The organism is Streptomyces sp. NPDC059169 (assembly GCF_042755225.1).
Classification (GTDB): domain Bacteria; phylum Actinomycetota; class Actinomycetes; order Streptomycetales; family Streptomycetaceae; genus Streptomyces.
In genome coordinates this window covers 14,167-38,181 of record NZ_JBHZCF010000025.1, presented here as the reverse complement: position 1 = coordinate 38,181, position 24,015 = coordinate 14,167, and the positions used below count along the sequence as shown (strand labels likewise).

Annotated in this window: 23 protein-coding genes; 10 read left to right on the top strand and 13 right to left on the bottom strand. The window is 70.9% G+C overall.

What is annotated here, in order from left to right:
• Positions 1-20 precede the first annotated feature (20 nt).
• Positions 21-242 (bottom strand): hypothetical protein, encoded by a 222-nt coding sequence (locus ACFXOM_RS32885; protein WP_384939516.1) that lies wholly within the window; start codon positions 240-242, stop codon positions 21-23.
• A gap of 1,180 nt (positions 243-1,422) precedes the next feature.
• Positions 1,423-3,525, bottom strand: coding sequence for a prolyl oligopeptidase family serine peptidase (locus tag ACFXOM_RS32880; protein WP_385040945.1), 2,103 nt, complete (start codon positions 3,523-3,525; stop codon positions 1,423-1,425).
• A 464-nt stretch (positions 3,526-3,989) separates the two neighbouring features.
• Between ACFXOM_RS32880 and ACFXOM_RS32875 the strand changes: the two genes are divergently transcribed.
• Positions 3,990-4,520, top strand: a complete 531-nt coding sequence (locus ACFXOM_RS32875) for a DUF6584 family protein (protein WP_384939512.1) — start codon at positions 3,990-3,992, stop codon at positions 4,518-4,520.
• Positions 4,521-4,853: 333 nt separating this feature from the next.
• On the opposite strand, the gene ACFXOM_RS32870 is transcribed toward ACFXOM_RS32875, so the two are convergent.
• Together ACFXOM_RS32870 and ACFXOM_RS32865 are read right to left on the bottom strand one after the other, a co-directional pair.
• Positions 4,854-5,405, bottom strand: a complete 552-nt coding sequence (locus ACFXOM_RS32870; RefSeq protein ID WP_384939510.1) for a hypothetical protein — start codon at positions 5,403-5,405, stop codon at positions 4,854-4,856.
• Positions 5,402-6,682, bottom strand: coding sequence for a molybdopterin-dependent oxidoreductase (locus tag ACFXOM_RS32865; RefSeq protein ID WP_384939650.1), 1,281 nt, complete (start codon positions 6,680-6,682; stop codon positions 5,402-5,404). The genes ACFXOM_RS32870 and ACFXOM_RS32865 overlap by 4 nt, the downstream gene beginning before the upstream one ends.
• 810 nt (positions 6,683-7,492) lie before the next feature.
• Here ACFXOM_RS32865 and ACFXOM_RS32860 point away from each other — a divergent pair.
• Entirely contained in the window at positions 7,493-7,900 is a 408-nt protein-coding gene (locus ACFXOM_RS32860; RefSeq protein WP_384939508.1) for a cold-shock protein, read from the top strand.
• 508 nt (positions 7,901-8,408) lie between these two features.
• Positions 8,409-8,885, top strand: a complete 477-nt coding sequence (locus tag ACFXOM_RS32855) for a Rieske (2Fe-2S) protein (protein ID WP_384939506.1) — start codon at positions 8,409-8,411, stop codon at positions 8,883-8,885.
• Here the strand turns inward: ACFXOM_RS32855 and ACFXOM_RS32850 are convergent.
• Positions 8,872-9,522, bottom strand: a complete 651-nt coding sequence (locus ACFXOM_RS32850) for an isochorismatase family protein (RefSeq protein WP_384939504.1) — start codon at positions 9,520-9,522, stop codon at positions 8,872-8,874. The two genes, ACFXOM_RS32855 and ACFXOM_RS32850, sit on opposite strands and share 14 nt — an antisense overlap.
• A 179-nt stretch (positions 9,523-9,701) precedes the next feature.
• Between ACFXOM_RS32850 and ACFXOM_RS32845 the strand changes: the two genes are divergently transcribed.
• A complete protein-coding gene (locus tag ACFXOM_RS32845) occupies positions 9,702-10,169 on the top strand; it encodes a pyridoxamine 5'-phosphate oxidase family protein (RefSeq protein ID WP_384939502.1) in 468 nt (155 codons plus the stop codon).
• 201 nt (positions 10,170-10,370) lie between these two features.
• Here the strand turns inward: ACFXOM_RS32845 and ACFXOM_RS32840 are convergent, their stop codons facing one another.
• A complete protein-coding gene (locus ACFXOM_RS32840; protein WP_385040942.1) occupies positions 10,371-11,279 on the bottom strand; it encodes a LysR family transcriptional regulator in 909 nt (302 codons plus the stop codon).
• Positions 11,280-11,352: 73 nt separating this feature from the next.
• Here ACFXOM_RS32840 and ACFXOM_RS32835 point away from each other — a divergent pair, with 73 nt between their 5' ends.
• On the top strand, positions 11,353-12,360 hold the full coding sequence (locus tag ACFXOM_RS32835) for a DMT family transporter (RefSeq protein ID WP_384947896.1): 1,008 nt from the start codon (positions 11,353-11,355) through the stop codon (positions 12,358-12,360).
• On the opposite strand, the gene ACFXOM_RS32830 is transcribed toward ACFXOM_RS32835, so the two are convergent.
• Positions 12,351-13,682, bottom strand: coding sequence for an aminotransferase class I/II-fold pyridoxal phosphate-dependent enzyme (locus ACFXOM_RS32830; RefSeq protein WP_384947894.1), 1,332 nt, complete (start codon positions 13,680-13,682; stop codon positions 12,351-12,353). The genes ACFXOM_RS32835 and ACFXOM_RS32830 overlap by 10 nt on opposite strands.
• A gap of 23 nt (positions 13,683-13,705) precedes the next feature.
• Here ACFXOM_RS32830 and ACFXOM_RS32825 point away from each other — a divergent pair, with 23 nt between their 5' ends.
• Entirely contained in the window at positions 13,706-14,389 is a 684-nt protein-coding gene (locus tag ACFXOM_RS32825; protein ID WP_384939495.1) for a pyridoxamine 5'-phosphate oxidase family protein, read from the top strand.
• A gap of 90 nt (positions 14,390-14,479) precedes the next feature.
• On the opposite strand, the gene ACFXOM_RS32820 is transcribed toward ACFXOM_RS32825, so the two are convergent.
• From ACFXOM_RS32820 to ACFXOM_RS32810, 3 genes are all read right to left on the bottom strand, one after another.
• A complete protein-coding gene (locus ACFXOM_RS32820) occupies positions 14,480-15,457 on the bottom strand; it encodes a DMT family transporter (RefSeq protein ID WP_384947892.1) in 978 nt (325 codons plus the stop codon).
• Between the two features lie 235 nt (positions 15,458-15,692).
• Positions 15,693-16,685 (bottom strand): DMT family transporter, encoded by a 993-nt coding sequence (locus tag ACFXOM_RS32815; protein WP_384947891.1) that lies wholly within the window; start codon positions 16,683-16,685, stop codon positions 15,693-15,695.
• A 31-nt stretch (positions 16,686-16,716) separates the two neighbouring features.
• Positions 16,717-17,250, bottom strand: a complete 534-nt coding sequence (locus ACFXOM_RS32810) for a Clp protease N-terminal domain-containing protein (protein ID WP_384939490.1) — start codon at positions 17,248-17,250, stop codon at positions 16,717-16,719.
• Positions 17,251-17,545: 295 nt separating this feature from the next.
• Between ACFXOM_RS32810 and ACFXOM_RS32805 the strand changes: the two genes are divergently transcribed.
• Positions 17,546-17,974: an SRPBCC family protein gene (locus ACFXOM_RS32805; protein ID WP_384939488.1), complete on the top strand. Its 429-nt coding sequence runs from the start codon at positions 17,546-17,548 to the stop codon at positions 17,972-17,974.
• Positions 17,975-18,373: 399 nt separating this feature from the next.
• On the opposite strand, the gene ACFXOM_RS32800 is transcribed toward ACFXOM_RS32805, so the two are convergent.
• On the bottom strand, positions 18,374-18,976 hold the full coding sequence (locus ACFXOM_RS32800; RefSeq protein WP_384947889.1) for a PadR family transcriptional regulator: 603 nt from the start codon (positions 18,974-18,976) through the stop codon (positions 18,374-18,376).
• Between the two features lie 140 nt (positions 18,977-19,116).
• On the opposite strand from ACFXOM_RS32800, the gene ACFXOM_RS32795 reads away from it, so the two are divergent.
• Positions 19,117-19,938, top strand: coding sequence for a PhzF family phenazine biosynthesis protein (locus ACFXOM_RS32795; RefSeq protein ID WP_384939484.1), 822 nt, complete (start codon positions 19,117-19,119; stop codon positions 19,936-19,938).
• Positions 19,939-20,008: 70 nt separating this feature from the next.
• Here the strand turns inward: ACFXOM_RS32795 and ACFXOM_RS32790 are convergent, their stop codons facing one another.
• Together ACFXOM_RS32790 and ACFXOM_RS32785 are read right to left on the bottom strand one after the other, a co-directional pair.
• On the bottom strand, positions 20,009-20,812 hold the full coding sequence (locus ACFXOM_RS32790; protein WP_384939482.1) for a CPBP family intramembrane glutamic endopeptidase: 804 nt from the start codon (positions 20,810-20,812) through the stop codon (positions 20,009-20,011).
• A gap of 115 nt (positions 20,813-20,927) precedes the next feature.
• A complete protein-coding gene (locus ACFXOM_RS32785; protein WP_384947884.1) occupies positions 20,928-22,430 on the bottom strand; it encodes a glutamate-cysteine ligase family protein in 1,503 nt (500 codons plus the stop codon).
• Between the two features lie 478 nt (positions 22,431-22,908).
• Between ACFXOM_RS32785 and ACFXOM_RS32780 the strand changes: the two genes are divergently transcribed.
• Complete coding sequence (locus ACFXOM_RS32780; RefSeq protein ID WP_385040940.1) at positions 22,909-23,499, top strand: hypothetical protein; 591 nt, start codon at positions 22,909-22,911, stop codon at positions 23,497-23,499.
• Positions 23,500-23,791: 292 nt separating this feature from the next.
• Complete coding sequence (locus ACFXOM_RS32775) at positions 23,792-23,989, top strand: DUF5999 family protein (RefSeq protein WP_384939476.1); 198 nt, start codon at positions 23,792-23,794, stop codon at positions 23,987-23,989.
• The last annotated feature ends 26 nt before the right edge of the window (positions 23,990-24,015 follow it).

Genomic DNA, 24,015 nt, shown 5'->3' with positions numbered 1-24,015 from the left:
TGCCGCCCGGCGGGAGAGGGTTACTTGGCGGAGGTGTCGAGTGCGGCCAGGGCCTGTGCCCAGCGCGCGTACTTCAGCTCGGCCAGATCGGAGACCGTCTTGACGCCGAACGCCTCCTGAAGGAGGTCACCCTGCCGGTCCGAGACCCCCTTCAGCGCGGAGACCGGCGCGGCGAGGATCTCCGGCAGACTCTTGTCCGCCCACGCCTTGTCCAGCACCTTGTCCAGGTCGATCGAAGCCACGACAGCCCTCCCAGGGGAAAACACCGATGGATAATCCGCACGACGGACCGTCGGGGGTGGCCGTGGCCGGCGGATAATGCCCTGCTCAAGCCGGTGCGCGTCCCTCCCGTCCCTGACCGTCGCTCACAGGACAGCCGGGAACATCCGGGCTGCCCCTCGCATTGTCTACACGCATGTAGAAGCATAGGGGGAAGGTGCCCCGCACGGACGGCAGCCCGGCGGAACGTCCGAAAACCACCCGTGCGGACGGCGGAAGCCGCCCCCCGCAAGGCGACTTTGCCGCCCCTTTACCATGGGGGTCCGGTGTAGTCACCTCACCGAACCACGCCAGGATCCGCCCGATCCGATGAGCCAACAAGGAGCAGCAGACCCGCCATGGGTGAACCTCCCAGTCCCAGCCGTGCCAGTGCCCGCCCGTCGTGCATACGTTGAGGGATCGGAGGTGGCACGGTGACCGAAGTCCTGCTGCGCTCGTTTGTGCCTGCCGTGACCCTGCCGCGGCGACAGGAACACGGAGCTGCCCCCGCAGAATGAATCTTAGGGGGCGGGACTGACACGGGGAGAAGGAATCGAACCTGCGCCTGACGGCCGGCTCCTAATCTGACCAGCGGGAACCAAGTGATCGCCGCCGGAAGTGCAAGCTCTGCGCCAGGAAACTCAGCTGAGGTGGCCCAAAGGGCAGAAATCCACCGCCCGATGGTCGGGAACGCCCTCCGCGGATATGACCTTGGCTGACGAGCCTGGCTGCTACCCATGCACCAAGCGCACAACCGCTGGTGTAGGCATCCCGCACCTGCGCTGACAAGGCAGTTTGGGCAGCACTAACCCACCTGACACTCCATCAGAGCGAGCGTCAAATGAGCGTCACTGCCTGGCATTCGACGGACAAGCACATTGCCATGCAGCCTGGGGAATCGCCCCGACCGCCCCTGGAGCAGGGCGCCGCGTGGCGGGCCCCCGATCCGGCTCGCCAGGCGACGGTGCCGCCGCTTCCGTGCGAGGTCAGCTGCAGAGGGCGCGGGCGACGGTCTTGCCGTGGATGGGCGAATTGCTTCGCTGCCGCCATCGCGCAGTGGCACCCCGACGCCCGGGAGGCAGGTTGCGCGCCACGACATTCCGGGACGGCGTTTCGGCGAGGGCCTCAGGGACGCCCCGCCGAAACACCCCGGAGCGCTTGCGCTCACGCCCCGAGCGAGCTCTTCAGGAAGTCCGACTCGAGCTGCAGCAGGGTGTCCGCGACGCCTTCCCCTGTCACGAGGTGCCCCACCCCCGGTAGCAGCAGCACCCTGTGCGACCGCCCCGCCGCGAACAACTCAGCCGAGAGGCGCAGCGTATGGGCTGGAGCGACGTTGTCGTCGGCGAGCCCGTGGACGAGCATCAGCGGACGGGTCAGCTTGTCGGCGTGTGACAGCAACGAGCTGCGCTCGTAGTTGTGCGGCTGGAGGTCCGGGTGGCCGAGGAAACGCTCCTCCCAGTACGCGTCGTACAGGCGCCGGTCAGTCGGTGCCGCGCCCGCGACCGCGGCGTGGAACACATCGGGACGTAGCAGCACGGCGCCGGCGGCAAGATAGCCGCTGAACGACCAACCCCGGATGCCGACTCGCTCAAGGTCCATGGCGTCGCACCGTTGGGCCGCAGCGTGCAGTCCGTCGATCTGGTCGTCCAGGACGGGTGTGAGTCGGTCGCCGAGGATGGCTCGCTGCCACCGCACCCCGCGGCCGGGAGTACCGCGCCCGTCCGTCGCCAGCACGGCAAACCCTTGCTCGGCGTACCACTGGCACACTGCCGTGTGCCAACCGTGGGCTTTTGTCACGACCTGCATGCCTGGCCCGGCGTACGGACTGAGTAGGACCGGCAGTTTGGCCATGCCCTGCTCGTACCAGGAGGGCAGGTGCAGTCGAGTTCGCAGGTGCCGCTCCCCCAAGGTCAGATGGATCGGCCGGGGCGTGACCAGCGGCCGTTCCGCCAGGACCGCGATACGGCCGACCTGCTTCCCGCCCCGCAGCACCGTCACCGTGTGCCCGTCCGGAGTTCTGCTGTCCAGCACGAGCGTGTCACCCCCGGCGACGGCCGTGTGTACCCCCGGCTTCTGCGTCAGCCGCTCAAAGCCGTGCCCAGCCTCGTACGACCAGACGTGCACTTCCGTCGGCTCCTCGCTCGCGGCGAACAACACCTTCTCGCCCACCGACCCGAGTACGGCGCGCACCTGGAGCCCAGCCGGAGCGAGGACACCGCCTATCCGGATCGTGCGCTCATCACCGCGGACCTGAGGGAGCACCAGCACTCCCGACGTGGTGTGCCGTGGCGCACCGGGCGGGAACTCGACCCAGCCCTCGTCGGCCTGCTGGGACAGTTGCTCGACAGAACCGTCGACGGGGTTGACCCGCAGCACCCACATCGTGCGCTGGTCCCGAGTCTGAAGACTGACAACCGGGCCACTCCTCTGCCAGTCGGCACTGACGACGTACTCGAACGCGAGGCCCCAACTGTTGGCCGGCGCCTTCTTCGCCGGAGCATGACGCGGCAAACGGACCGGCGTGTGCCCGCCAACGACCGTCACCAGGTGCAACGAGGTGATCGCATTGGCCGTGCCTGCCGCTGGATAGCGAATCGACCGGGGCGATCGGCCAGGATCCGACGGATCGCTGAGATAGCGGCACTCCACCACGGAGGCGTCGACGCGGGCGACGAGGAGAGCATCGCTGCCCGGAGACCACCAGTAGCCGCGCGACCTGCCGATGGACGCGGCAGTTCTGTCATCGGCCAGTCCGTAGGTGGTCTCTGCGGTCTCGGGCTCGGCGAGCGGCCGGTCTCCTGCCCCGTCCGTACCGACCACACGGAGGGCTCCTCGAGCGACGTAGGCGATCAGGGTGCCGTCCGGGGAGGGGCGGGGATCCCGTACCGGGCCGACGGTCTGGATGTGACACGGCGCGCTGCCGTCCGTACGCACCGTCCAGAGCGAGCCATCGACGGTGTAGGCCACCACCCGAACGTGGCGGTCGGTCGCGTAGGACTGCACCCCGGCCGAGTTCGCCGGAGTCGGTTCGGTACGGATGCGCTCTGGTCCCGCAGCCTTCCGCGCACGCCCGGCTGCTGCTGGATCGGCGAGAATCCGCTCCTCACCGTTCTCGTACATCCACAGTCGGACACGCGGGGCGACACCGGATTCGGAGCGGAGAAACAGTACGCGGTCGCCGTCCGGGGAGACGGTGAACTGGTGTGGAACTCCGAGCGAGAAGCGGCGGGTCCGGGCGAACTGGCGGGGAAATCCTTCCGTATCCATGATCTTCGCAATCTGCCTGAGGGCTTCGCGGCCTGATGCCGCAACGCCGATGATGTCCCCGGGACTTGGGGACAACAAAAAGGCTCCAGGTCGGTGACCTGGAGCCTGCAGCACGGATCGCGGCGGGTATCGGATGGCTTCCCCGTCGCCCCTCGTCCGGCGACGACGTCAGCCGGACCGGAGCAGCACGTACTGTCTCACGTTCGGTTTGGTGACGGCAAACGTTTGACAGACACCGAGCCGATGTCGCAGGCCGTGTGCTGACCCGGGCCCGCCGCGACAGCGGAACGCCCCGTACGACAACGCCGGAACGATGTCGTACGGCGCCGGGTGGGCTCGTCGCACGGGCGATCTCGGGCCGCAGACAGCCGATCAGTGGCATTCGGTCGATGCCGTTGAGAGCGAGCATTGCTGGGCAGCAAACCGGGTCGACGTGGATCAGCGCGGTATCCGATCATGTGTTCATGTCCCTGAGAGAGACCCTCGCCCGAGTCGACGCGGACCTGGCCGCCGGCCGGGTTCCCGTCGCGCGCCAGCGTTTGCGCGGTCTCGTCTCGTCGTTCCCGTACGACCTGACGCTCCGTCGGCGCCTGGCCGGGGTGTACCGGCTTTACGGCGATGCCGCCGAGGCGGGCCGCTGGATGTACCTCGAAGAGGACCGCAACGCCGACGAAACCACCGCCTTCGAGGCGCGGTACGGGTCTCCCGGGTGGCGGATGAAGGCTCTCGCCTGGCGCGGCCCCGAGGCGATGGCCGCCACCTCCTTCGCGGAGCAGCAACTGGTTGCCGTGCGGACCGCATGTGCCGAGGAGCTGGGGCACCCCGTCGACTGGGACGCCCCCGCCTCGTACCGGGACAGCCTGGAGGAGAAGTACGCGGAGGCGCCCTCCGAGCCGTGGACGATCGGCGGTGTGCTGGCGGGCGTCGGCTGCCTGGTGGGGGCCCTTGCGTTCCTCGCGATCTGGGTATGCGGAGTCGTTGCCCTCTTCGACTGACCGAGTCACCAGGAGCCTGTGGGCCCGCCCCGATAGGTCGCTGTTCCATTCGCAGGTGCCGCTCCCCTCGTCGTAGCCGGGGCCGCCGGTGCTGAAGTGGGCGGTACGGGCCATGACAGCCCGGGACTGGTCGCGGCGCAGAGGGTGGTTCGGCGCTCCTTGCCTTGCGGCGAGTCCAGTTCGACGGCCTCATACCAGCCGGTGCACGAGAGCCGGCGTGTTTCCGGTGCGGCCTGCCGCGCAGGGTGGCCGCCACCGCGGGCTGGACGCGCTCGGTCATGTGGCGGGGTGCCGGCCGCGGCTTCGTGGGGCTGCGACGCTGACACCCGGTTTTCACTCGGGCTTGCGCGGTTCCCGTGCGGCATGCCGTTCCCGTGCAGCGCGCCGGTGCCGAGCGGCGCGCCGTGCCCGTGCAGCACGCCGTTCTGGCCTCGAACGGTTCCACACCCGTACGAGCAGCACGACGGCGGAAGCGGCGAACAGGGTTGCCGTGATGAGCAGCCAGCGCCCGAGGAAGACGTCGGCGGGCAGGGCGGTGGCCGCCGTGTAGTGGCCGACCTGACGCAGGATCAACGGCCACCAGACGAGGAGCAACAGTCCTGAGAGGAAAGCGGGAACACGTACGTGGTTGACGGTCGGGACCGCCGGCTGTGGGTTCCCCGGCCGGCCCGCCCGGGTCAGGATCTGGACGGCACGGTCGGTGACCGAGTACAGCGGCAGCAGGACGAGGTCGTGCACGAGGGCTGCTCCGACGAACCAGAGGGCCACGGCGGCGGCGTTCCCCTTCAACATGCGTACGCCCGCGTACGCGGCCAGGGCGAAGGATGCGAGGACGAGGAGCAGATGGAGCGGTGAAGCGCCGTAGCGCCGGCGGAATCCGGTCACGCGGACTCCCCGAAGGTGAGGCGGGTGACCCACTTGGTGTTCATGACGCCAGGAGCGCCGGGGACGATGACGCGGGCCGGGTAGCCGTGGTCGAGGGAGAGGACCGCGCCGTTGACGCGTACCGCGAGGAGGGCACGGGGGTCGCGCACCTGGTTGTCCCGGAGGGCGGCTGAGCTGAACGAACCACCCCGCTGGACGGATTCCACCAGGACCCCGGGTGGGAGGACATCGGCCCCACCGAGTCCCACGAGCGCGGCGAGGTCGGCCAGCCGTACGCCGCTCCACAGCTGGTCGGTGGTCGACCAGCCCTCCACGCAGGCGATGGGCAGGGCCGACTCGTGCTGGGGCATGGCCAGCAGTTCCTCGCGGGTCAGGACGACCTGTGAGCGGGCACCCCGGACGGTGAGCCGCCAGGCGGCGCCGGTGTCGCTCGCGCGGATGCCCACCGACCCGGCGGTCTTGTTGATCTGGAAGCCGTTCGGACCCGGGCCCGGATCCTGGCCGCCGTGTGGGGCGAGCAGCGCTGTCCGGCGCCACCAGCCACCCACGCTCTGCCCTGCCGTCACCGCGAGCAGTGCCAGTGATCCCAGGCCGACGAGGCCGACTGCGCCCCGGCGGGAGATGGTCGGCCGCGCGGGCCGGGGTGAGACGAGCCCGACCGCTTCCTCGGCGCCGGCGGCCGGCGGCGCGGCGGATCGGGTCCGCACGGCTCGCAGCGCGCGCGGCAGCCGGGACGCCACGTGCACCACGAACGCCCCGATGAACACCCAAGCCCCGAAGAAGTGCAGCGTGTAGAAGGAGCCGGGGAAGATGTAGTGCAGTTGGACGTTGAGGATCCCGGTGACGAACTCGAAGCCCGCCCCGCCCACCAGGAGGAGCAGGGAGAGTCGCTCGACACCGTGGGCGATCGACCGTACCGGCGGCCACTCGAACAGCTTGGGGATGACGGACCAGAGTTTGGCGAGGAGCACGGGCACGAGCACGATGCCCAGGACGACGTGCACGCCCTGGGTGAGCCGGTAGAGCCAGTACGGCGACGTCGGCCAGGAGAACAGGTAGAAGCCGAGCCAGCCCTTGTCCGGCGTCTGGTCGTTGACCGGCGCGAGATCCGGGTTGTACGCCGCGTACGACAGCAGCCCGGTCACGAACAGAACCGTCACGCCGACGAGAAGGACCAGGCCGAACACCGCGGTCAGCCAAGGCCCCCGCAGCGGACTGCGCCAGAAATCCGGCCGCGTCGGCCCGGGCGGAGGTCCCGGCGGCACGGCGGATCTCAGGACGGCACGCCACCGCTCCCGCCCCCTCGACCCCTCTCCCCCGGAATCCGCGGCGGCGGCCGGGGAAGCTCCCTCCTCGGGCCCGCTCTTCCCCTCGGCCGGACGGCCTGGGTCCGGAGGCCCGGCGGGCGGTGTCGGAGGCCGCGGTCGGGACGCGCCGCCTGTTTCTTCCCCCTCGCCTTCGGCCTCACCCACCGGAACCTCCAGAATCGCGCACAGCAGAGTCGTCGGACACGCTCCGTAACAGAGAACATGCCGCACCCCCTCGTCGCCCGGTGGTACGACACGCCACGCACGTCCGGCCATCGCCACCGTGCGGCCGGTGCCCTGCTCAGCGCGTCCGCTTCTCGTCCGTCCCCGTGCCCGAATGCGGTTGCGGTCACGGGGACGGGAGTGCGGGCTCACCGGCGCGGTGACTGCCGGAGTTCGCCGTGCGTCCGGCCGGTCCCGGTCGAAGCAGGCGTACGCGCTCCGCACGCCCTGCCCCGCCTGGCAGCTGCTTCTTCTCAACGAGCAGGTCGACACCGGCGGCGGGGAGGCGGATCCGCACGACGGACCGGAGCACGACGGACCGGAGCACGACGGCTGGGGAGCGGGAGCCGGTGAGAACGCGCTTGCCCTGCGCCCCGGGCGGACCCGTGCGTCGGCGTCCGGCTACGCCCGCCGTCCGCGCGTCAACTGGATATCCCCTAGAAGTGACCTACGACTCTCGCGTGGATCACTGGTCAGAAGGTAGTGTTCAGAGGTGTTGATGATCACCTCGGTACAAGAGAGGCCGAGGTAGAGGTATGTGGGGTAGGGGTAGTTGTGGTGGTAACGGGTAAGATCTTGCGGTTCGACGACACTCGCGGATACGGCTTCATCGCTCCCGACGACGGGGGTGAGGACGTCTTCATGCACGCCAATGACCTGCGTGACGACAAGTACCTCTTCCGGTCCGGCCTGAGGGTCGGTTTCGAGGTGGAAGACGGAGATCGCGGGCTCAAGGCGTTCAACGTCCATCTCCTCGAGAAGCCCGCCGTGCCCGCGAGGTCGATCAGCGCGGCACGGGATGAGGACGACGAGAGCTTGTGCGACGTCCTGTCACGTACGGACTTCCAGCAGGAGTTGACTGAGGCCCTCATCGAGGGCGTCCCCACGCTGACCGCCGCGCAGATCCAGCAGGTGCGGCGGCGCGTCCTGGAGCTGGTCCAGACGCATAACTGGGTTGAGCCGTAGAGAAACCAGCTGAACGGCGGGCCGCGTGTTCCCATCGCGGCCCGCCGTTCTGTTGTGCAAAGCCGGGGAAGGATCGTCGACAAAGAGACCGCTGTCCGTCGAGAGGACTCGGTCGCTCGTGCCCCGACCGTGAGACGACTCCGGGTGCACCTTCGCAGGGTGGTACCTGGGGGGAATGACAGCAGACCGGCGACTGCAGCAGACCGCTCGGGCAGGTCCGCCTCCGGCCACCCGCCGAGGCATCACGCGGGACATCCGGGCCGGCGCACGCCCGGGCGGGCGGGCCATCGGGACCCGCGGCCGCACATCCTTGATCGTCGGCCTCCACGATGCACGGAAGCGAACCGCCGCCGCGCAGGAGCATGACGTAGCGGGTCGCCACGCTCCGGAGGGCGTCCCGCCAGATTGCCGGACGCCGTTCGGCGTGGCGATTGAACGGGGCGCCCCCGAGCCCCGTAGAACAACACGAACCGGCCGATCCGTGGCCGACTGTGGAAGGGGAGCCGGCATGACCGGAACGCAGGGACCGGCACGCTCTGTTGCGCGACGAACCGTCTTCGCAGCGGCAGGCGGAGCCGGACTCGCCGTGGCGCTCAGCGCGTGCGGGGAGTCCGGCGACTCGGGCTCGGGGACGGGACAAGCCGACGGGGGGACCACCGGCGGCACCGCCGGGAGCACCGGCGGCACGACGGGCGGCGCCGGTGGGAAGGTCATCGCCCAGACCTCGGACATCCCCGAGGGCGGTGGCAAGGTCATCGGAGACGTCGTGGTGACCCAGCCGCAGGCGGGAACGTTCAAGGCCTTCTCCTCCAAGTGCACCCACCAGGGCTGCGCGGTCAAGGACGTCGCGGACGGGATGATCCACTGCCCTTGTCACAACAGCATGTTCGATGCGACCGACGGCAGCGTGAAGGGCGGTCCCGCGACCGCTCCGCTGCCCAGCGCCTCGATCGAGGTCGCAGGGGGCTCGATCAAGCTCGTGTGACCCGGCGCGGGCGCTTCCAACACGCGAGCACGTCGTCGGTCCTGGTGATCGTGGCGACGAGCGCGAGTGTGTTCCTGACCATCGCGGGGGTGTACTCGGGAGGCACCCCCGCGATGGCGTCCGCGGGCACCACGGCGGTGTAACCGAGGTTGACGGCGTCGAAGACGGCGTTCGGTATCGCCACGTTGGCGGAGACACCGGTGATCACGAGCGTGCGGCAGTCGAGGTTGCGCAGGAGCGCGTCGACCTCCGTGCCCGCGATCGGCGACAGTCCGTGGAGCCTGCGCACGATGAGGTCCTCGTCCGCGACCTCGATCGGCTCGGCGAGGCGGACCGCGCTGCTTCCGGCGTACTGCTGCACGGGCAGTCGCTCGGCGCCCCGGAAGAGGCGGGCGTTGCGGTTCGCCCCGCGGCCGTCCGGTCGCCTTTCGGCCACGGCGTGCAGGACCTGGACGTCGGCCTCGTGGGCGACTGCGACCAGCCTCGCGACGTTGGTCAGGGCGCCCGAGGACCGCGCTTCCGCGGCGAGCTCGGGAAAGGCACTCTCCCTCCCGACGACGCCCTGCTGGCACTCGACGGTCAGCAGTACCGACCCGGCCGGGTCGAGTTGCTCCGCCAACTGTTCGTACGAAGGCACGACTGCCCCCTCCTTCACGCCTCGTGGGACGATCGGCGCGCGACGGTATCCGGCATTGCCCCACGAGGGAAGAGCGTCCATGATTTCTGACAGCCCATCAGCACGGTGACCACAGCCGGGTGGGCGGGGCGAACCCGCCGGGGCGACAGGCAACGGGCAGCGATCAGGAGGGGCCGCCGATGGCCGTCACACAACGCCGGGGCCGACGGATCATGATGACACCGGCTGAGATCGACACGTTCCTCGCGGAACAGCGCACCTGTCGGGTGGCTACGGTGGCCGCCGACGGGAGGCCGCACGTCAGCGCTCTCTGGTTCGCCTGGGACGGGACCTCCCTGTGGCTGTACTCGATCACCCGCAGCAGACGCTGGGCGGAGCTGCGCCGTGATCCGCGCGTCGCCGTGGTCGTGGACGCCGGGGAGGAGTACGGCGACCTACGGGGTGTGGAGCTCTGCGGCACGGCGGAGTTCGTGGGCGAATCGCCGCGGACGGGCGAGCCCTGCCCGGAGCTCGAGGCCGCCGAGCGGTTGTTCGCCCGGAAGAACTTCGGCCTGGACGACATGCCGCACGACGGCCGGCACGCATGGGCGCGGCTGACGCCGGACGCCGTCGCCTCGTGGGACTTCCGGAAGCTGGCCTCGCTGTAGAGGACGGATGACAGGGCCCGAGCGGCGGGGTGGTGCGCGAGCCGGTCGGCGGTGCACCGCGCGGAGACCCGGCCGGCACCCCGTCCCCAGCATCCCGTCTTCAGCCCACCGCGCACGGCCCGCAGCTGCCGCCCGTCCGGCTCTGCCCTCCGCACCGGGCCGAGATCCCGTCCCCCGTCCCCCCGTGCGCCCGAGGCCCCGTCAGGCCTCCGCCGTCATGTCGGCCGCCCCCCGGAGCGCCTGCACCGCGGCGCGGATCGACGGCCGCCGGTCGGCGTCGCTGCGCCAGACGGCGTAGATGTGCCGCCGTACCTTCTGCCGTACGGGCACCAGCCTGACACCAGCGGGCACCGGTCCCCGGCCGAGCCTCGGGGTCACACAGACCCCGAGTCCCGCGGCGATCAGCGCCAGCTGGGTGTGGTGTTCACCGGCCATGTGGGCGATCCGCGGCTCGATGCCCCTGGCCCGCAAGGTGAACACCAGCCACTCGTAGCAGAACTCGCCCTCCGGCCAGGACACCCACGCGTCGTCCGCGAAGTCCTCCAGGTCGACCTCCGCTCGATCCGCGAGCGGATGGTCCACGGGCATCGCCACGTCCGCCGCGTCGTCGAGCAACTGCGCCCTGGCCAGCCCGGCCGGGACCGGAAGCCGCTTGTTGCTCCAGTCCAACACGACGGCCAGGTCGAGGTCCCCCCGGACCACCCGCCGTACGGCCTCCTCGGGCTCCAGCTCACTGGAGCGGACCTGTAGCTCGGGGTGCTCGGTGCGCAGGGCGCCGAGTGCGGCGGGGAACAGCCCTCGTGCGGCCGTGGGGAACGCGCCGATCCGCACGTCGCCGACCACCTGCCCCCGCTGTGCCTCGATGTCCGCCTGGGCCAGCTCCACCTGGGACAGGATGCGCGCGGCGTGGTCGGCCAGCAGCCGCCCCGCATCGGTGAGCCGCACTCCGCGTCCGTACTTGGCCAGCAGTTGCTGGCCCACCTCCCGTTCCAGCTTCGCCATCTGCTGGGACACGGCAGACGTCGTCACGTGCAGCCCGTCTGCGGCGGCGCTGACCGAACCGTGCCGGGCCAGGGCATCGAGGGTCCGCAGGCGCTCCAGATTCAACATGTAAGCAATGCTAATCGGATACCTCAATAAAGTCTCGCTTGTTCTACGAAGACGCTCCGGCCAGGGTGGTGACATGAGCACCGCCGCGCCCACACCGCACACCCAGCCGACCTCCCTCGCCGCCCCCGCCGACCGTGCCGACCGCATCGGCCGCGCCCGCCCTGCCGGACCCCCCGCCCCCGTACGCGACCGGCGCCCCGCCCTCGACTGGCGGGTACGCTTCGCCGCGCTCGCCCTGATCTGGGGCTTCAGCTTCCTGCTGATCAAGCTCGGGACACAGGGGTACGCCCCTTTCCAGGTCACGTTCGGCCGGCTGTTCTTCGGCACGGCGGTCCTGGCCGCGGCCATGCTGGTGAAGCGGGAACGGCTGCCCCGGGGACCGCGCACGTGGGGACACCTCGCCGTCGCCGCACTCCTGCTCAACGCCCTGCCGTTCTCACTGTTCGCCTACGCCGAGCTGACGATCCCGTCGACCCTGGCGGGCATCTGCAACGCCACCTCCCCGCTGTGGGGCATGGTGCTGTCACTGGTGGCGCTCTCGGAGGACCGACCCACCCGGCGCCGGGTCGCCGGGCTCGGCATCGGCTTCCTCGGCGTACTCACCGTGCTGGGAGCCTGGCAGGGCTTCTCCGGCCTGGACGTTTCCGGCACGGCAATGGCCCTCCTCGCCTCGCTGTGCTACCCCGTGGGCTGGATCTACGTCCGACGGACACTGGCCGGTTCCACCCACTCCAATCTCTCGCTCACGGGCAGCCAGCTGATGCTCGCCACGCTCCAACTGGCCCTGGTGACACCGTTGTTCACCAAGGTCCCGCACGCCCTGCCGGTAGTGCCGCTGCTTGCCGTGGTCGCCCTCGGCGCCCTGGGGACGGGCGTCGCGATGCTGCTCCAGTACGGGCTCGTCGCCGAGGTCGGACCGACGACGGCGACGATGGTCACGTACTTCATCCCCGTCATCGCCACGATCGCCGGAGTGACGCTGCTGGACGAGGAGTTCGGCTGGAACACACCGATCGGCGCCCTGGTCGTGCTCGTGGGCGCAGCGCTCACCCAGAGCCGACCGAAGGCCCGTCAGCCGTAGGACCGCGCGGGGACCGGGCCGGCCGCGTCCGCGACCGCGTCGGCCAGTCGCGCGATGTCGTCCCCGGTGAGTGCGGACACGGTGAGCCGCACCCCCGGGGCCGTCGACATCCTGAAGCGCGCTCCCGGGGCGACCGCCCAACCGGCGTGCAGCAGCCGGGCCACGGTCCCCGTCTCGTCAGCCACGGGCACCCACACGTTCATCCCGCTGCGCCCCTGCCCGACGACGTCCCGCTCGGCGAGCGCCCGCAGCAGTGCCTCGCGCCGCTCGCCGTAGGCGCGGGCCACCGCGACGGGATCGACGGACCCCGAGGTCCACAGCTCCACGACGGCACGCTGGACCAGCCGACTGACCCAGCCGGGCCCCAGTTGTTGGCGCCCGAGCAACCGGTCGACGGTGACCTCGTCGCCGGTCAGCACGGCGAGGCGCAGGTCCGGCCCGTACGCCTTGGCGGTGGACCGTACGAGCACCCAACGGTCCGTCACGCCGGCGAGCGGGTACAGCGGTTGGTTCACGATCGCGTGGCCGTGGTCGTCCTCGATGAGCAGGGTCTGCGGATACCGGGCGAGCACCGCGCGCAGCTCGTGCGCTCGCGGCTCGGTGATCACGGCCCCCGTGGGGTTCTGCGCCCGATCGGTGACGATCAGGGCCCGTGCGCCCCCGTCGAGTGCTCGCTCGACGTCCTCGGGGCGCGGGCCGTCCTCGTCGACGGCGACGGGTACGCAGCGCAGCCCGAGCGCGGGGACGAGGTCCAGGAGGCTACCCCAGCCGGGGTCCTCGACGCCGACGGCGTCCCCGGGCCTGAGATGTGCGCCCAGGACGCGCTCGACGGCGTCGAGCGAGCCGGACGTGACGGCCACCGTGCGGCCCGGGACCCCGTCGGCGTCCAGTGCCGCACGGGCGAGACGTGCCAGGTCGGGATCCACGGACGGTTCCCCGTAGAGGACCGGCTGCTCGTCCATGTGGCGCGCAGCGGCGGCGAAGGCCGCCGCCAGCGGGGGCAGGAGGGCGACGTCGGGATTGCCGTCGGAGATCTGCCGCACCCCGGGCGGGGCGTCCACCCGGAGCGAGCCCCGGGCCGTACTGGCCGGACGGGAACGCACCCGACTACCCCTGCGTCCGGCGGTCTCGATCACGCCTCGGTCGCGCAGCGTGCGGTACGCGGCGGCGACGGTGTTCGGGTTGATGCCGAGCTCGGCCGCCAGTTCCCGCATGGGCGGCAGCGCCTGACCCGGTTCGAGGTAGCCCGCGCCGACTCCGCGTTCCACGCTCGCCACGATGTCCGATGCACGACGCCCCGAGATTCGATATTCTCCTAGCACAAATCAAATTATGCACTAGTACAATGGAGACCGCAATGGCCACGACACCGGCGGACGGCGCCTACCGGACGACGGAACGCACCGTCCCCACCCGGGCGAGGGAACGCGCTTCCTACGACCGTGACCTGGTGCACTCGATACTCGACGGGGCCTACGTCTGCCACTTGGGCTTCGTCCGGGACGGCGCACCCGTCGTGCTGCCGACGCTCTACGGGCGGGTGGGCGACAGGCTCTACGTCCACGGTTCCACGGGCTCGCGCCCACTGCGCATGGCGGGCCGGGACGAACCGGGCCTCGAGGTCTGCCTCACCGTCACACACGTCGACGGCCTGGTGCTGGCCCGATCGGCATTCCACCACTCCGTCAACTACCGGTCGGTCATGGTCCACGGCACCGCGCGCCAGGTCGCCGACCCCGAGGAGAAGCGCACCGCCCTGGACGCCCTGGTGGACCACGTCGTACCCGGCCGTTCCTACGACTCGCGCCAGGCGAACGCCAGGGAACTCGCCGCGACCGCCGTGCTGCGCCTCGACCTGGACGAGGTCTCCGCCAAGTGCCGTACGGGCGGCCCCAGCGACGACCCGGAGGACCGGTCGCTGCCCCACTGGACCGGCGTGGTCCCGCTGACCCACGGCTACGGCACGCCGATCCCGGCGAACGACCTGGACCCGACCGTCGCCATGCCGGACTACCTGTCCGTGCTCTAGAACCCCGGGGGCGGGATCGCGTACGGGGGTCGTGATCCACGGGGCGGGCGGGCCCACCATCCGGCGGGCCCGCCCGTGCGCACCACGGCGTCAGCCGAGCGCTTCGGCGGCCCTGCGCCGGTGCGCGGCGAGGCGCACCTCCTGCACCACCAGCCCGACGACCGCCGCCAGCAACAACACCGTGCCCGTCACCGTTGCCGCGGTCAGACGCTCACCGAGCACCGTCACCGCCAGGACGGCGGCACTCACCGGCTCCAGCAACATGACCACGGAAACCGTCGCGGCGCGGACGACCGCGGCACCCGCGAAGTACAGGGCGTACGCGAGTGCCGTCGGAACTGCCACGACGTAGCCCAACAGCCAACCGACCCGGGCCGGTTCCGCCGCGTGCGGCAGCAGCCCCTCCACGAGCGCGAAGGGCAGCAGACCCACCGCTCCGACCAGGAACGTCCACGCAGTCGTGGAGAGCGCGTCACCGCCGCCACCGTTCCGCCCGAGCCAGCGGGTGAGCAGCGTGACCGCCGCGTAGCCCGCCGCCGACACCACCGCCAGCGCCACGCCCGCCAGGCGGACCGTGCCGCCGTCGCCGCCGAGGACGAGCACGACGAGCCCGGCCAGGGCACCCGAGACGGCTGCGACTCCGCCGGTGCCGAGCTGCTCGCCCATGGTGAACTTCGCCCCGAGCGCGATGAAGACGGGGCCTGCCCCCAGGGTCACGACGGTGCCGACCGCGAGTCCCGTCTGGTCGACGGCCGCAAAGTAGGCACTCTGGAAGAGGGTCAGACCGATTCCGGTGCCGAGGATGCGGAGCAGCCTGCGGCTGCGGGGCTCCGCGTCCGCGGTGCCGGCCGGGGCGGCCGTGCGCCGCCGCAGGACCGAGGCCCCGGCCAACAGCACCAGTCCGCCCAGGCAGCGCCAGAAGGACAGGGCGAGGGGGCCGAGATCGCTGGCCTCGAAGATCAGCGAGGCGGCCGCCCCGGCGGTCCCCCAGGCCACACCGGCCACGGCGAGGTAGAACAAACTGCGTCCGACGGGCAGGCCGGAAGCAGACGTAGGTGCATACGACACGTGATGACTCCGTGCTGGGTGTCCGGGGCTGTTCCCCGGGGCCCTCCCCTTCGTCCGGGGCGCGGGTTCCCCGCGGCGGGCCGTGAAGACAGGACAGTGGGCCGCTGGACTCCGCACGCGGGCAGCGACGAACAGTCCGGGGGAAACGTCACCCCGGACCCGGTCTTCGTCAGCGGATGGCCGCCCGCGCTACGCGGCGGGAGGCGGAAGGACGGTCGAATGCATGATCGTCACCTTACGCGGCGGCCCGTCCGGCCGCCACGTCGTCGTGGGGGGCGGGCGCCTGGGGCCCGGGCCCTTCGGCCACCGGCCCGGAGGGGGCCCTGGGCGTCGAGGACTGCGCGATGAACGCCCCCACCAGCACGACCGTCCCCCCGACGATCTGCGGTGCCGACAGGTGTTCGCCGAGCAGCACCCAGGCGAGGACGGTTGCGATGACCGCCTCCAGGCACGCGACGACACCGGCCACCTGCGGGGAGAGCCTCCGGACGGAAACCACGCCGGTCACGTAGGCCACGACCGTGGCGACGAGCACGATCCACCCGAGGAGCAGGACAGCCGGGACGCTCCTCCCGTCCATACCCGCACTGCCGCCGAGCACCGCCCATTCCATCTCCCAGGGGCGGGCGACGGCGGTCAGCACGAGGGCGCCGATGATCAGGCCGAAGGCGATCACGCCCAACGGGTCGGGGGCGTCCGCGCCGTCACCGCCCTGGTCGGACAGGACGAAGTAGCCCACCTGGCAGCACGCCGCACCGAGCGCCAACACGATGCCGACCACATCGAAGCCGAGCCCGGACCACACCTCGACCACGCAGGCGAGGCCACCGGCGGCGAGCACCACCCCGAGGGCGGCGGCACGGGTGACCGGACGGTGCTGGACGAAGCGGACCCACGCGAGGACCAGGGCGGGGGCGAGGTACTCGATCAGCAGCGCCACGCCCACGGGGATCCGTGAGATGGCGGCGAAGTAGCACGCCTGGACACCGGCGACGGCCAGCAGGCCGAAACCCGCCAGCAGTACCGGTTTGCGTATCAGCAGGTCCCGGTGGCGCCAGGCGACGGGGAGCATGACGACGGCGGCGCCGGCCACTCGCAGCCACACCACGTGCAGCGGGTCGAGCCCCGCCTCGATGAGCGGCTTGGCCGCCACACCGGAACCACCGAAAGCGAAGGCCGACGCCAGGGCGAGACCCAGCCCGGCGCTCCTTGCCTGAGACGCGTGCATCGGCACATCATGACAGCACTCGTCATGAGCGTCACATCTGTTGCACCTGTTGAGACAGCGCCTCGGCGCGGCCCGCCAACCGGGCGGTGTCGACGCCCGCACGCTGCAGCACGTGGACGGCCCGTGAGTCGTGGCCGGCGGCGAGCGCGGCGAGCAGGTCGAAACCCCCAACCCGGGCCGCACCGCGGCGCTGGGCACGATGCCTGGCGTCCTCCATGGCCGCGACGACAGAGGGGGACCAGCCCGCCGGGCCGGCACCGCGGAGCGCGGGGAAGGCTCCGGAATCCTCGGCCTTGACCTGCCAGCGCAGCCCGTACCCGATACTGCGCTGGACGAGGTAGCCGAGGGTCCTTGCGACCTGGGTCCGCCCGTCGAAAGCGGTGCGCACCGCGGGGTCGGCTTCGAGCAGCGAGTGCAGCAGGTGGGCGGTATCGACCTGGTGGTCACCGTCCCTCTGCGCACGCCGGCGCGCACCGGCGGCGGCCGAGGCCAGTTCATCGGTGAGACCGGCCCCGGCGGTACCGGGGGCGGGCTGCCGGGGAACCCGCGGGACGGGGAAGTGCACGCTCCTACCCCATCAGCCTCCCCCGACCCGCACATCGCCGACGGGAAGCATGTGAACATCCCACGGAGGTTGGGCGCGGCGCAGCGCTTCTCCTCCTCACGGATGAGATCGGAATCCTCCCTTCCAGGGGTGCGCTCACGTCCTGCACCCCCGGCGGGGCCTGCGCCGGCGCCCTCGCCTGCCCAGCGGGCGACCGGTCGACCATAGATCTGACGACCCATCAGTATTGAATGTTCACCGCCTCGCGGCTACGTTCCGCGGCACCCGAACCCGACGGAGACAAAGAGGTGGTCGCATGGCCGAGGTCAGCGCCGAGGCGCGCATCGAAGCGCCCGCCGCGAAGGTGTGGGCCGAGCTGACGGACTTCACGGGATACGGGCGGTGGAACGCGACCCACACCGACTTCCCGCAGGGCGGGCCGCAGACGCTCGAGACGGGCGCCACCTTCGCCGAGAACATGAAGCTGATGGGGTTCCCGGCCGAAGTGGCCTGGACCGTGGAGGAGCTGGAGCCCGAGCGCATCCTCGCGATCAGGGGGAAGGGGCCGATGGGCGTCATCGTGGGCACCCGCTACGCGCTCACCGCAGACGGCGAGGCGACCACCGTCCGCATCGAAGGGGAGTTCACCGGAGCGGCGGTCTCGCTGATGGCGGGCAAGCTCAAGGACTCGGCCACCGCCGCGCTCAACGAGTCGCTGCGCAAACTGGGCGGCCTGATGAGCTGACGCCCACGCCGCTGCCGCCCGAGACCGGACCCATGGCGGGGACAAGCACCCGGACTTCGGCGCGAACGGGTCGCACGGAGGCGGCCCGAGGCCCCTGCACTCCCCCGCGCCCCGCTCCCCTCGCGGTGGTGTCACCGACGGGGCCGCGTTCGCCGCCGTGCGGCGTCGACGGGGGACCCACGTGGGAGGTCCGCCCATCACGGGTCGGTTACACCAGCGCCTCGCAGGCGAAGCCCGCACAGCCGGCGACGCCCCCGCAGGGGACAGGTGCCCCGTCGCCGATCCTCGAACTCGCGGCGAGCCCGCCCGAGGCCGCCGCCCCCTTCCAACACCTCCGCCCGGACGGACGCGCGCGCAGGGCCCGCGCTCGGGCGGGGCCCCACGCGCGGCTTCGGCTGGTCAGTGCTCGCCCGCCAGGATGAGGTAGAGCTTCTTGCGGGCTTCGGTGATGACCTGGACGGCCTTCCGGCGTTGATCGGGAGTCCCGGTCTTCCAGACCTGCCCGAACGCCTCCATCAGCCCGAAACCGGCCTGCCGGACCTCGTTCATCGCCTCCCAGTCGACGCCGCGGCCGGCTTCCTCCCACGGCGCGTCGGCGACCGACGCGGCCTCGGCGCGCCCCGTCTCGGTGAGCGTGAACAGCTTCTTGCCACCCTCGCTCTCACTGACGATCAACCCTTCGTCCTCCAGTAGCTGGAGCGTGGGGTAGACCGAGCCGGGGCTGGGCTTCCACGCCCCGCCACTGCGCTCGCCGATCTCCTGGATCATCTCGTAGCCGTGCATCGGCCGGTCCTTCAGCAGCGCGAGGATCGAGGCGCGCACGTCACCGCGGCGCGCCCTCCCCCGGCCGCCCCCGCGACCCCGCCCGCCCCACGGCGGGCCCCCGAATCCCGGCCCGAAGGGGCCGAAGGCCGCACGGCGCCCTTCGTACTCACCCCGATCGCGATGGCCGGGTCCGCAGTCACCTTGCCCGGGCCCGTGCCCGTGTCCATGTGAACGCATCGCTGACGCTCCTTCCATCGTTGATCTGTCGCGATGCGTCAACGATATATCGAGATAACTCGATCGGCAACAACCCATCGGGCCAGCGGACTCGGATTGGCCTTGGCCTGCGGCTTCGCCGTGGCCCTACGGTCAGCCCCATGCGAATCCGAATCGTCGACGCCTTCACCGACCGGCCCTTCGGGGGAAACCCGGCCGGGGTCCTCCTCCTCGACACCGACGCCTTCCCCGACGACGGCTGGCTCCAGGACGTGGCGAGGGAGGTGAACCTCTCCGAAACGGCCTTCGCCCACCGTCTGCCCCCGAGCTCCGGGGCCGACTGGGCGCTGCGCTGGTTCACCCCGGCGGCGGAGGTCGACATGTGCGGCCACGCCACCCTGGCCACGGCGCACGTCCTGCACACCGTGGGCGCAACGACCGGGCCGGTGCGCTTCGCCGCACGTTGCGGGACCCTCTCGGCGACATCGCACGAGGACGGCACCGTGACCCTGGACTTCCCGGTGTCGCCACTGACCCCGACCACGGTTCCCCACGGCCTCGCCGAGGCACTGGGAACGGTGCCGTTGGCCGTGCTCGACACCGGCGAGCACATCGGCGACCTGCTGGTCGAACTGGCCGACGAGGCCACCGTGCGCGGACTCGCCCCGGACTTCCGCGCGCTCGCCTCACACGCGCGCCGGGGCGTCATCGCGACGGCCCCGGCCGCCGACCCCACCCGGGGTTACGACTTCGTCTCGCGCGGCTTCTTCCCGAACGTCGGCATCGACGAGGACCCCGTCACCGGCAGCGCCCACACCGCGCTCGCGCCGTTCTGGTCCGCACGGCTCGGTCGCGAGCTGCTGACCGGATTGCAGGCGTCCGCCCGCTCCGGTCTCGTCCGTACGGAACTGCGCGGCGACCGCGTCCTGCTCACGGGCCGCGCGGTGACCGTCATCGACGGCGACTTGCTCACCGGGCCCTGACCCGCCCCGGAGGCACGACGCCGGGACGTACGGCAGCGGTCGTACGTCCCGGCGTCGTGCCCCCGGTCCTTCAGACCGTCGGCAACCAGCCGACCCTCCCGGCCAGCAGGCCGTACCCCACGAACGCCACGATGTCGAGCAGGGCGTGCGCCGCGACGAGCGGCCCGACGCGCCCCCAGCGCCGGTAGAGCAGCACGAAGACCACACCCATCACCATGTTGCCGACGAATCCGCCGATCCCCTGGTAGAGGTGGTACGACCCGCGCAGCACCGAGCTCGCCGTGAGCGCCGCCACCGGGGTCCAGCCCAACTGGCCCAGCCGGCGCAGCAGGTACCCGACGACGATGACCTCTTCCACCACCGCGTTCTGCACCGCGGAGAGGATCAGGACGGGGTACTTCCACCAGACGTCGGGCAGCGACTCGGGCACCACCGTCAGGTTGGCGCCGGCGGCCCTCGCCACGAGGTAGAACGCGAGCCCCGCACTGCCGATCCCCGCGGCGACCAGGGCTCCCCGTCCCAGGTCCGGCCACGGCCTCGTACGGTCGAAGCCGATCGCTTTCAGGCCCCCGGCTCCTTCGCGCAGCAGCAGGTGACCTACCAGGACGACGGGTACGAGGGCGGTCGCGACGCCGAAGAGCTGCCAGGCGAGGTCGAGCCACGGCCGGCCGGGCGCGTACGAGCTGTTCAAGGTGGCGGCCTGGTCCTTCAGGCCCCCCGGCCTGGTCAGCGCCCCCAGGAAGCTGATCAGCGAGGACAGGGCACTGGCGCCGAGCGACAACGCCAGGACGATCAAGGTCTCGGACCGCAGCGTCCTGCGCGGCAAGCTCCCCTCGGGGAACGATCCGGACACACGTCCTGCCTCCGCATCCACAACTGCCTCCCGTTGCCGTGTTCCGCCGGTCAAGCTTGCCCGACGAGGGCGCGGCGGACGACGGCAGGGCGGGTCGACCGTGCCGGTGCGTGTGTCGGCGGAGGCTCGGCGCGGATCAGCCCGCGGGGCCCGTCGGCCACGTGTGGACCGGCTCCCCCAGGTGCATCAGCTCGCCGTACCTGCGGGTGACCGCCGCCAACGCGGCCTCCCGGTCCGCACCCGACTCCAGTGCCCGGTGGAAGGTGTCCGCCTGCCAGGACGCACCGTTCACCCGGCGCCGGCACCGCCCTTCGATGACCCCGAGGTAGAAGTCGCGGTCGGCGGGCTCGACGTTCCACGCGTCGAGCCCGGCCGCGGCGAGCGGAAGCAGTTCGTCGCGCACCAGCTTGACCACGGGGACTCGGGTGACCCCTCCGGCGCGCCCCGGGCGCGGCCAGCGGATCTCGGCGTCGATGCCGTGCCGGCATGCGGTGTCGAAGTTCTCCTCGGCGACCTGGAACGGCATCCGGGTCCACACCGGGCGCGGCTCCTCCGCGAGAGCGCGCACCAGTCCGTAGTAGAAGGCGGCGTTGGCGACCACGTCGGTGACTGTCGGCCCGGCCGGGAGGACCCGGTTCTCGACGCGCAGGTGCGGCACGCCGTCGGCGAGCCCGTACACCGGGCGGTTCCAGCGGTAGACCGTGCCGTTGTGCAGGGTGAGCTCCTGCAGCCGCGGCACTCCGCCGTCGTCGAGCACCCGCAGCGGGTCCTCTTCGTCGCAGATCGGCAGGAGCGCCGGGAAGAAGCGGATGTTCTCCTCGAAGAGCTCGTACACCGAGCCGATCCAGCACTCGCCGAACCAGGTCCTCGGGCGCACGCCCTGCGCCTGGAGTTCGGGCGGGCGGGTGTCGGTGGCTTGCTGGAACAGCGGGGGGCGGGACTCGCGCCACAACTCCCTGCCGAACAGGAAGGGGGAATTGGCCCCGATGGCGATCTGGACGGCGGCGACGGCCTGCGCCGCGTTCCACACCTGGGCGAAGCGGCCCGGGGTCACCTGCAGGTGCAACTGCACGGAGGTGCAGGCCGCTTCGGGGACGATGGACGCCGCGGTGCAGCTCAGCCGTTCCACCCCGTCGATGTCGAGAGTGAAGTCCTCACCCCGCGCGGTGAGGATCTGGTCGTTGAGCAGTGCGTAGCGATCGACGTCCGAGATGTTCGCCGACACGAGGTCTTGCCGGGACAGGGTGGGGAGAATGCCGATCATCAAGATGCCGGCGTCGACCTCGGTGGCCTTGCGATGGGCATAGCCCAGTCCGGTGCGGAGTTCCTCCGCCAACTGGTCGAGCACCCTGCCGCCGAGCCTGTGGGGCGCAATGTTGACCTCCAGGTTGAACAATCCTAGTTCGGTCTGAAAATCGGGGCTGGCAATGCGGTCGAGAACCGCGGCATTCATCATCCGCGGCAGGCCGTCGGCACCCGCGAGATTAAGCTCGATCTCCAAGCCCATCAGATTCTTCGGGCGGTCGAACCTCTTCTCTTCCAGGAGCCTCGCGAGTCCCGCGAGGCACTGCTGGAGTTTCCTCCGGTACCTCTGCCGATCAGACAGGTCGAAACCGTCTGCCACGACCTTCTCCCCCATCGAAGCATCCCTCCTCGACTGGGCAGCCCGCAGCGCCGGCCGCGTGTCACGGACGATGATGCCCAGCCGCTGTGATCCATAACGTCCCGCGGTCGACGAGGACTGTTACGCTGCTCACTGCTTTCGTGCGGCACATTCCTTCGGCATGGCGCCATATGCAGTTTCCACTCCGACATACGTGGTGAAAAACTCCGATGAGATTCAGCCGACCGCATGCTGGGTAACAGCCCAGGTGACGGCTGTGCGCTCACGCAATATCAGCAGGAACTCCCCACGAAAAAGGCCGAATGCGGCCTTGTTCGCAATGCCGGGAGCAGCTAGTGGAAACTTCATGTGAACACGTGTCGTATAAACTCGGTGAACGAGGCAGAGAGTTGGCGCCCGGCCATGGAAATTCTGCCCCTTCCGGCCCACGCTGACAGTGCCGTCCGCACCTGCCCTCGCATCACCGTGTCTCTTGAGTGAGAGGCGACCCACCATGCCGCTGCATGTCCCTCCGGCTCCCGCGCCCGCGCTGCGCAGCGTCCTCACGGCCCTCGGTTCCCCCGCCGCGGTCCGCGGGGCGCCCACACCCGCACTCCGTTCCGTCCAGGGAACGGTGAGCGCCGAACTTCCCCTCCCCGTCCACGTGCTCGACCAGGTCGTCCCGCGTCCCGGGCGCAGACCCCGGACCCGGCTCGCCGGCTGGCGCTTCCTGGTCCGCAGCGGCGAGCACGCCATCGCCGCCGCGGACACGATGCTGACCCCGGACGGATGGGCCTTCTCGCACTTCTTCGAAGGCCCCTACATCGCCTCGACCGAGCGGGCCCTCATCCAGGCGGAGGCCCTCCAGGACGACTACCAACCGCGACTGCTGTCCGTGCCGGAGCTCTACATGATCACGTTGTGGCTGCACGGCGACACCGGGGCCGACGCGGCGTCCGGAACACCGGCGCCGACCGACCTGCTGGTGCCGCTCGCACCCGCACCACCGGGGATCGCCGCCCACCGGGCGCACCGGGTGGCCGATCTCCTGCCGGTGATGACACTGCGTGTCACTCCGGCGCCCCTTCTCGGCTCGCCGGCCTGACCGGGACACGTGCCGCCGTTGCCCCGTGACCGTGGGTCGCGGGGCATACGCGTACCCCGCACGGACTAGCCCATCACGGCCACTCGGAACCACCCGAAGGGATGGTGCAGTTGGGCTGAACCGCCCGCCCGGGTGACACGTCATTAAGTGGTAAGAGGAGCTGCCGCGAAATCCCTGCGGATTGACGCGCGTGGGGCAACACTGGGGACACGACCGACAGATACGGGGGGCGGCCATGAACGACCCATCGAGCCGCAGGACTCACACCACACCGCAGCGAAAGAACCCATCCATGTGCCAGCACCAGCCACCGTGTCCGACAGCAGACTCCGCAGACCGGGAAGCCGCGCGACTCGTGGCACACCACCCGGAACAGGGCTGGAGCCTGCTGTGCAACGGCGTTCTGCTCTTCGAGGACACCGGTGAGCTGCTTCCGGACGGACAGATCATCGCCCCGCACCGGCCGCCCCAGGTGGTGGCGGCCGCGTAGCCCGGAACACCGGGCGATCTCCCGGC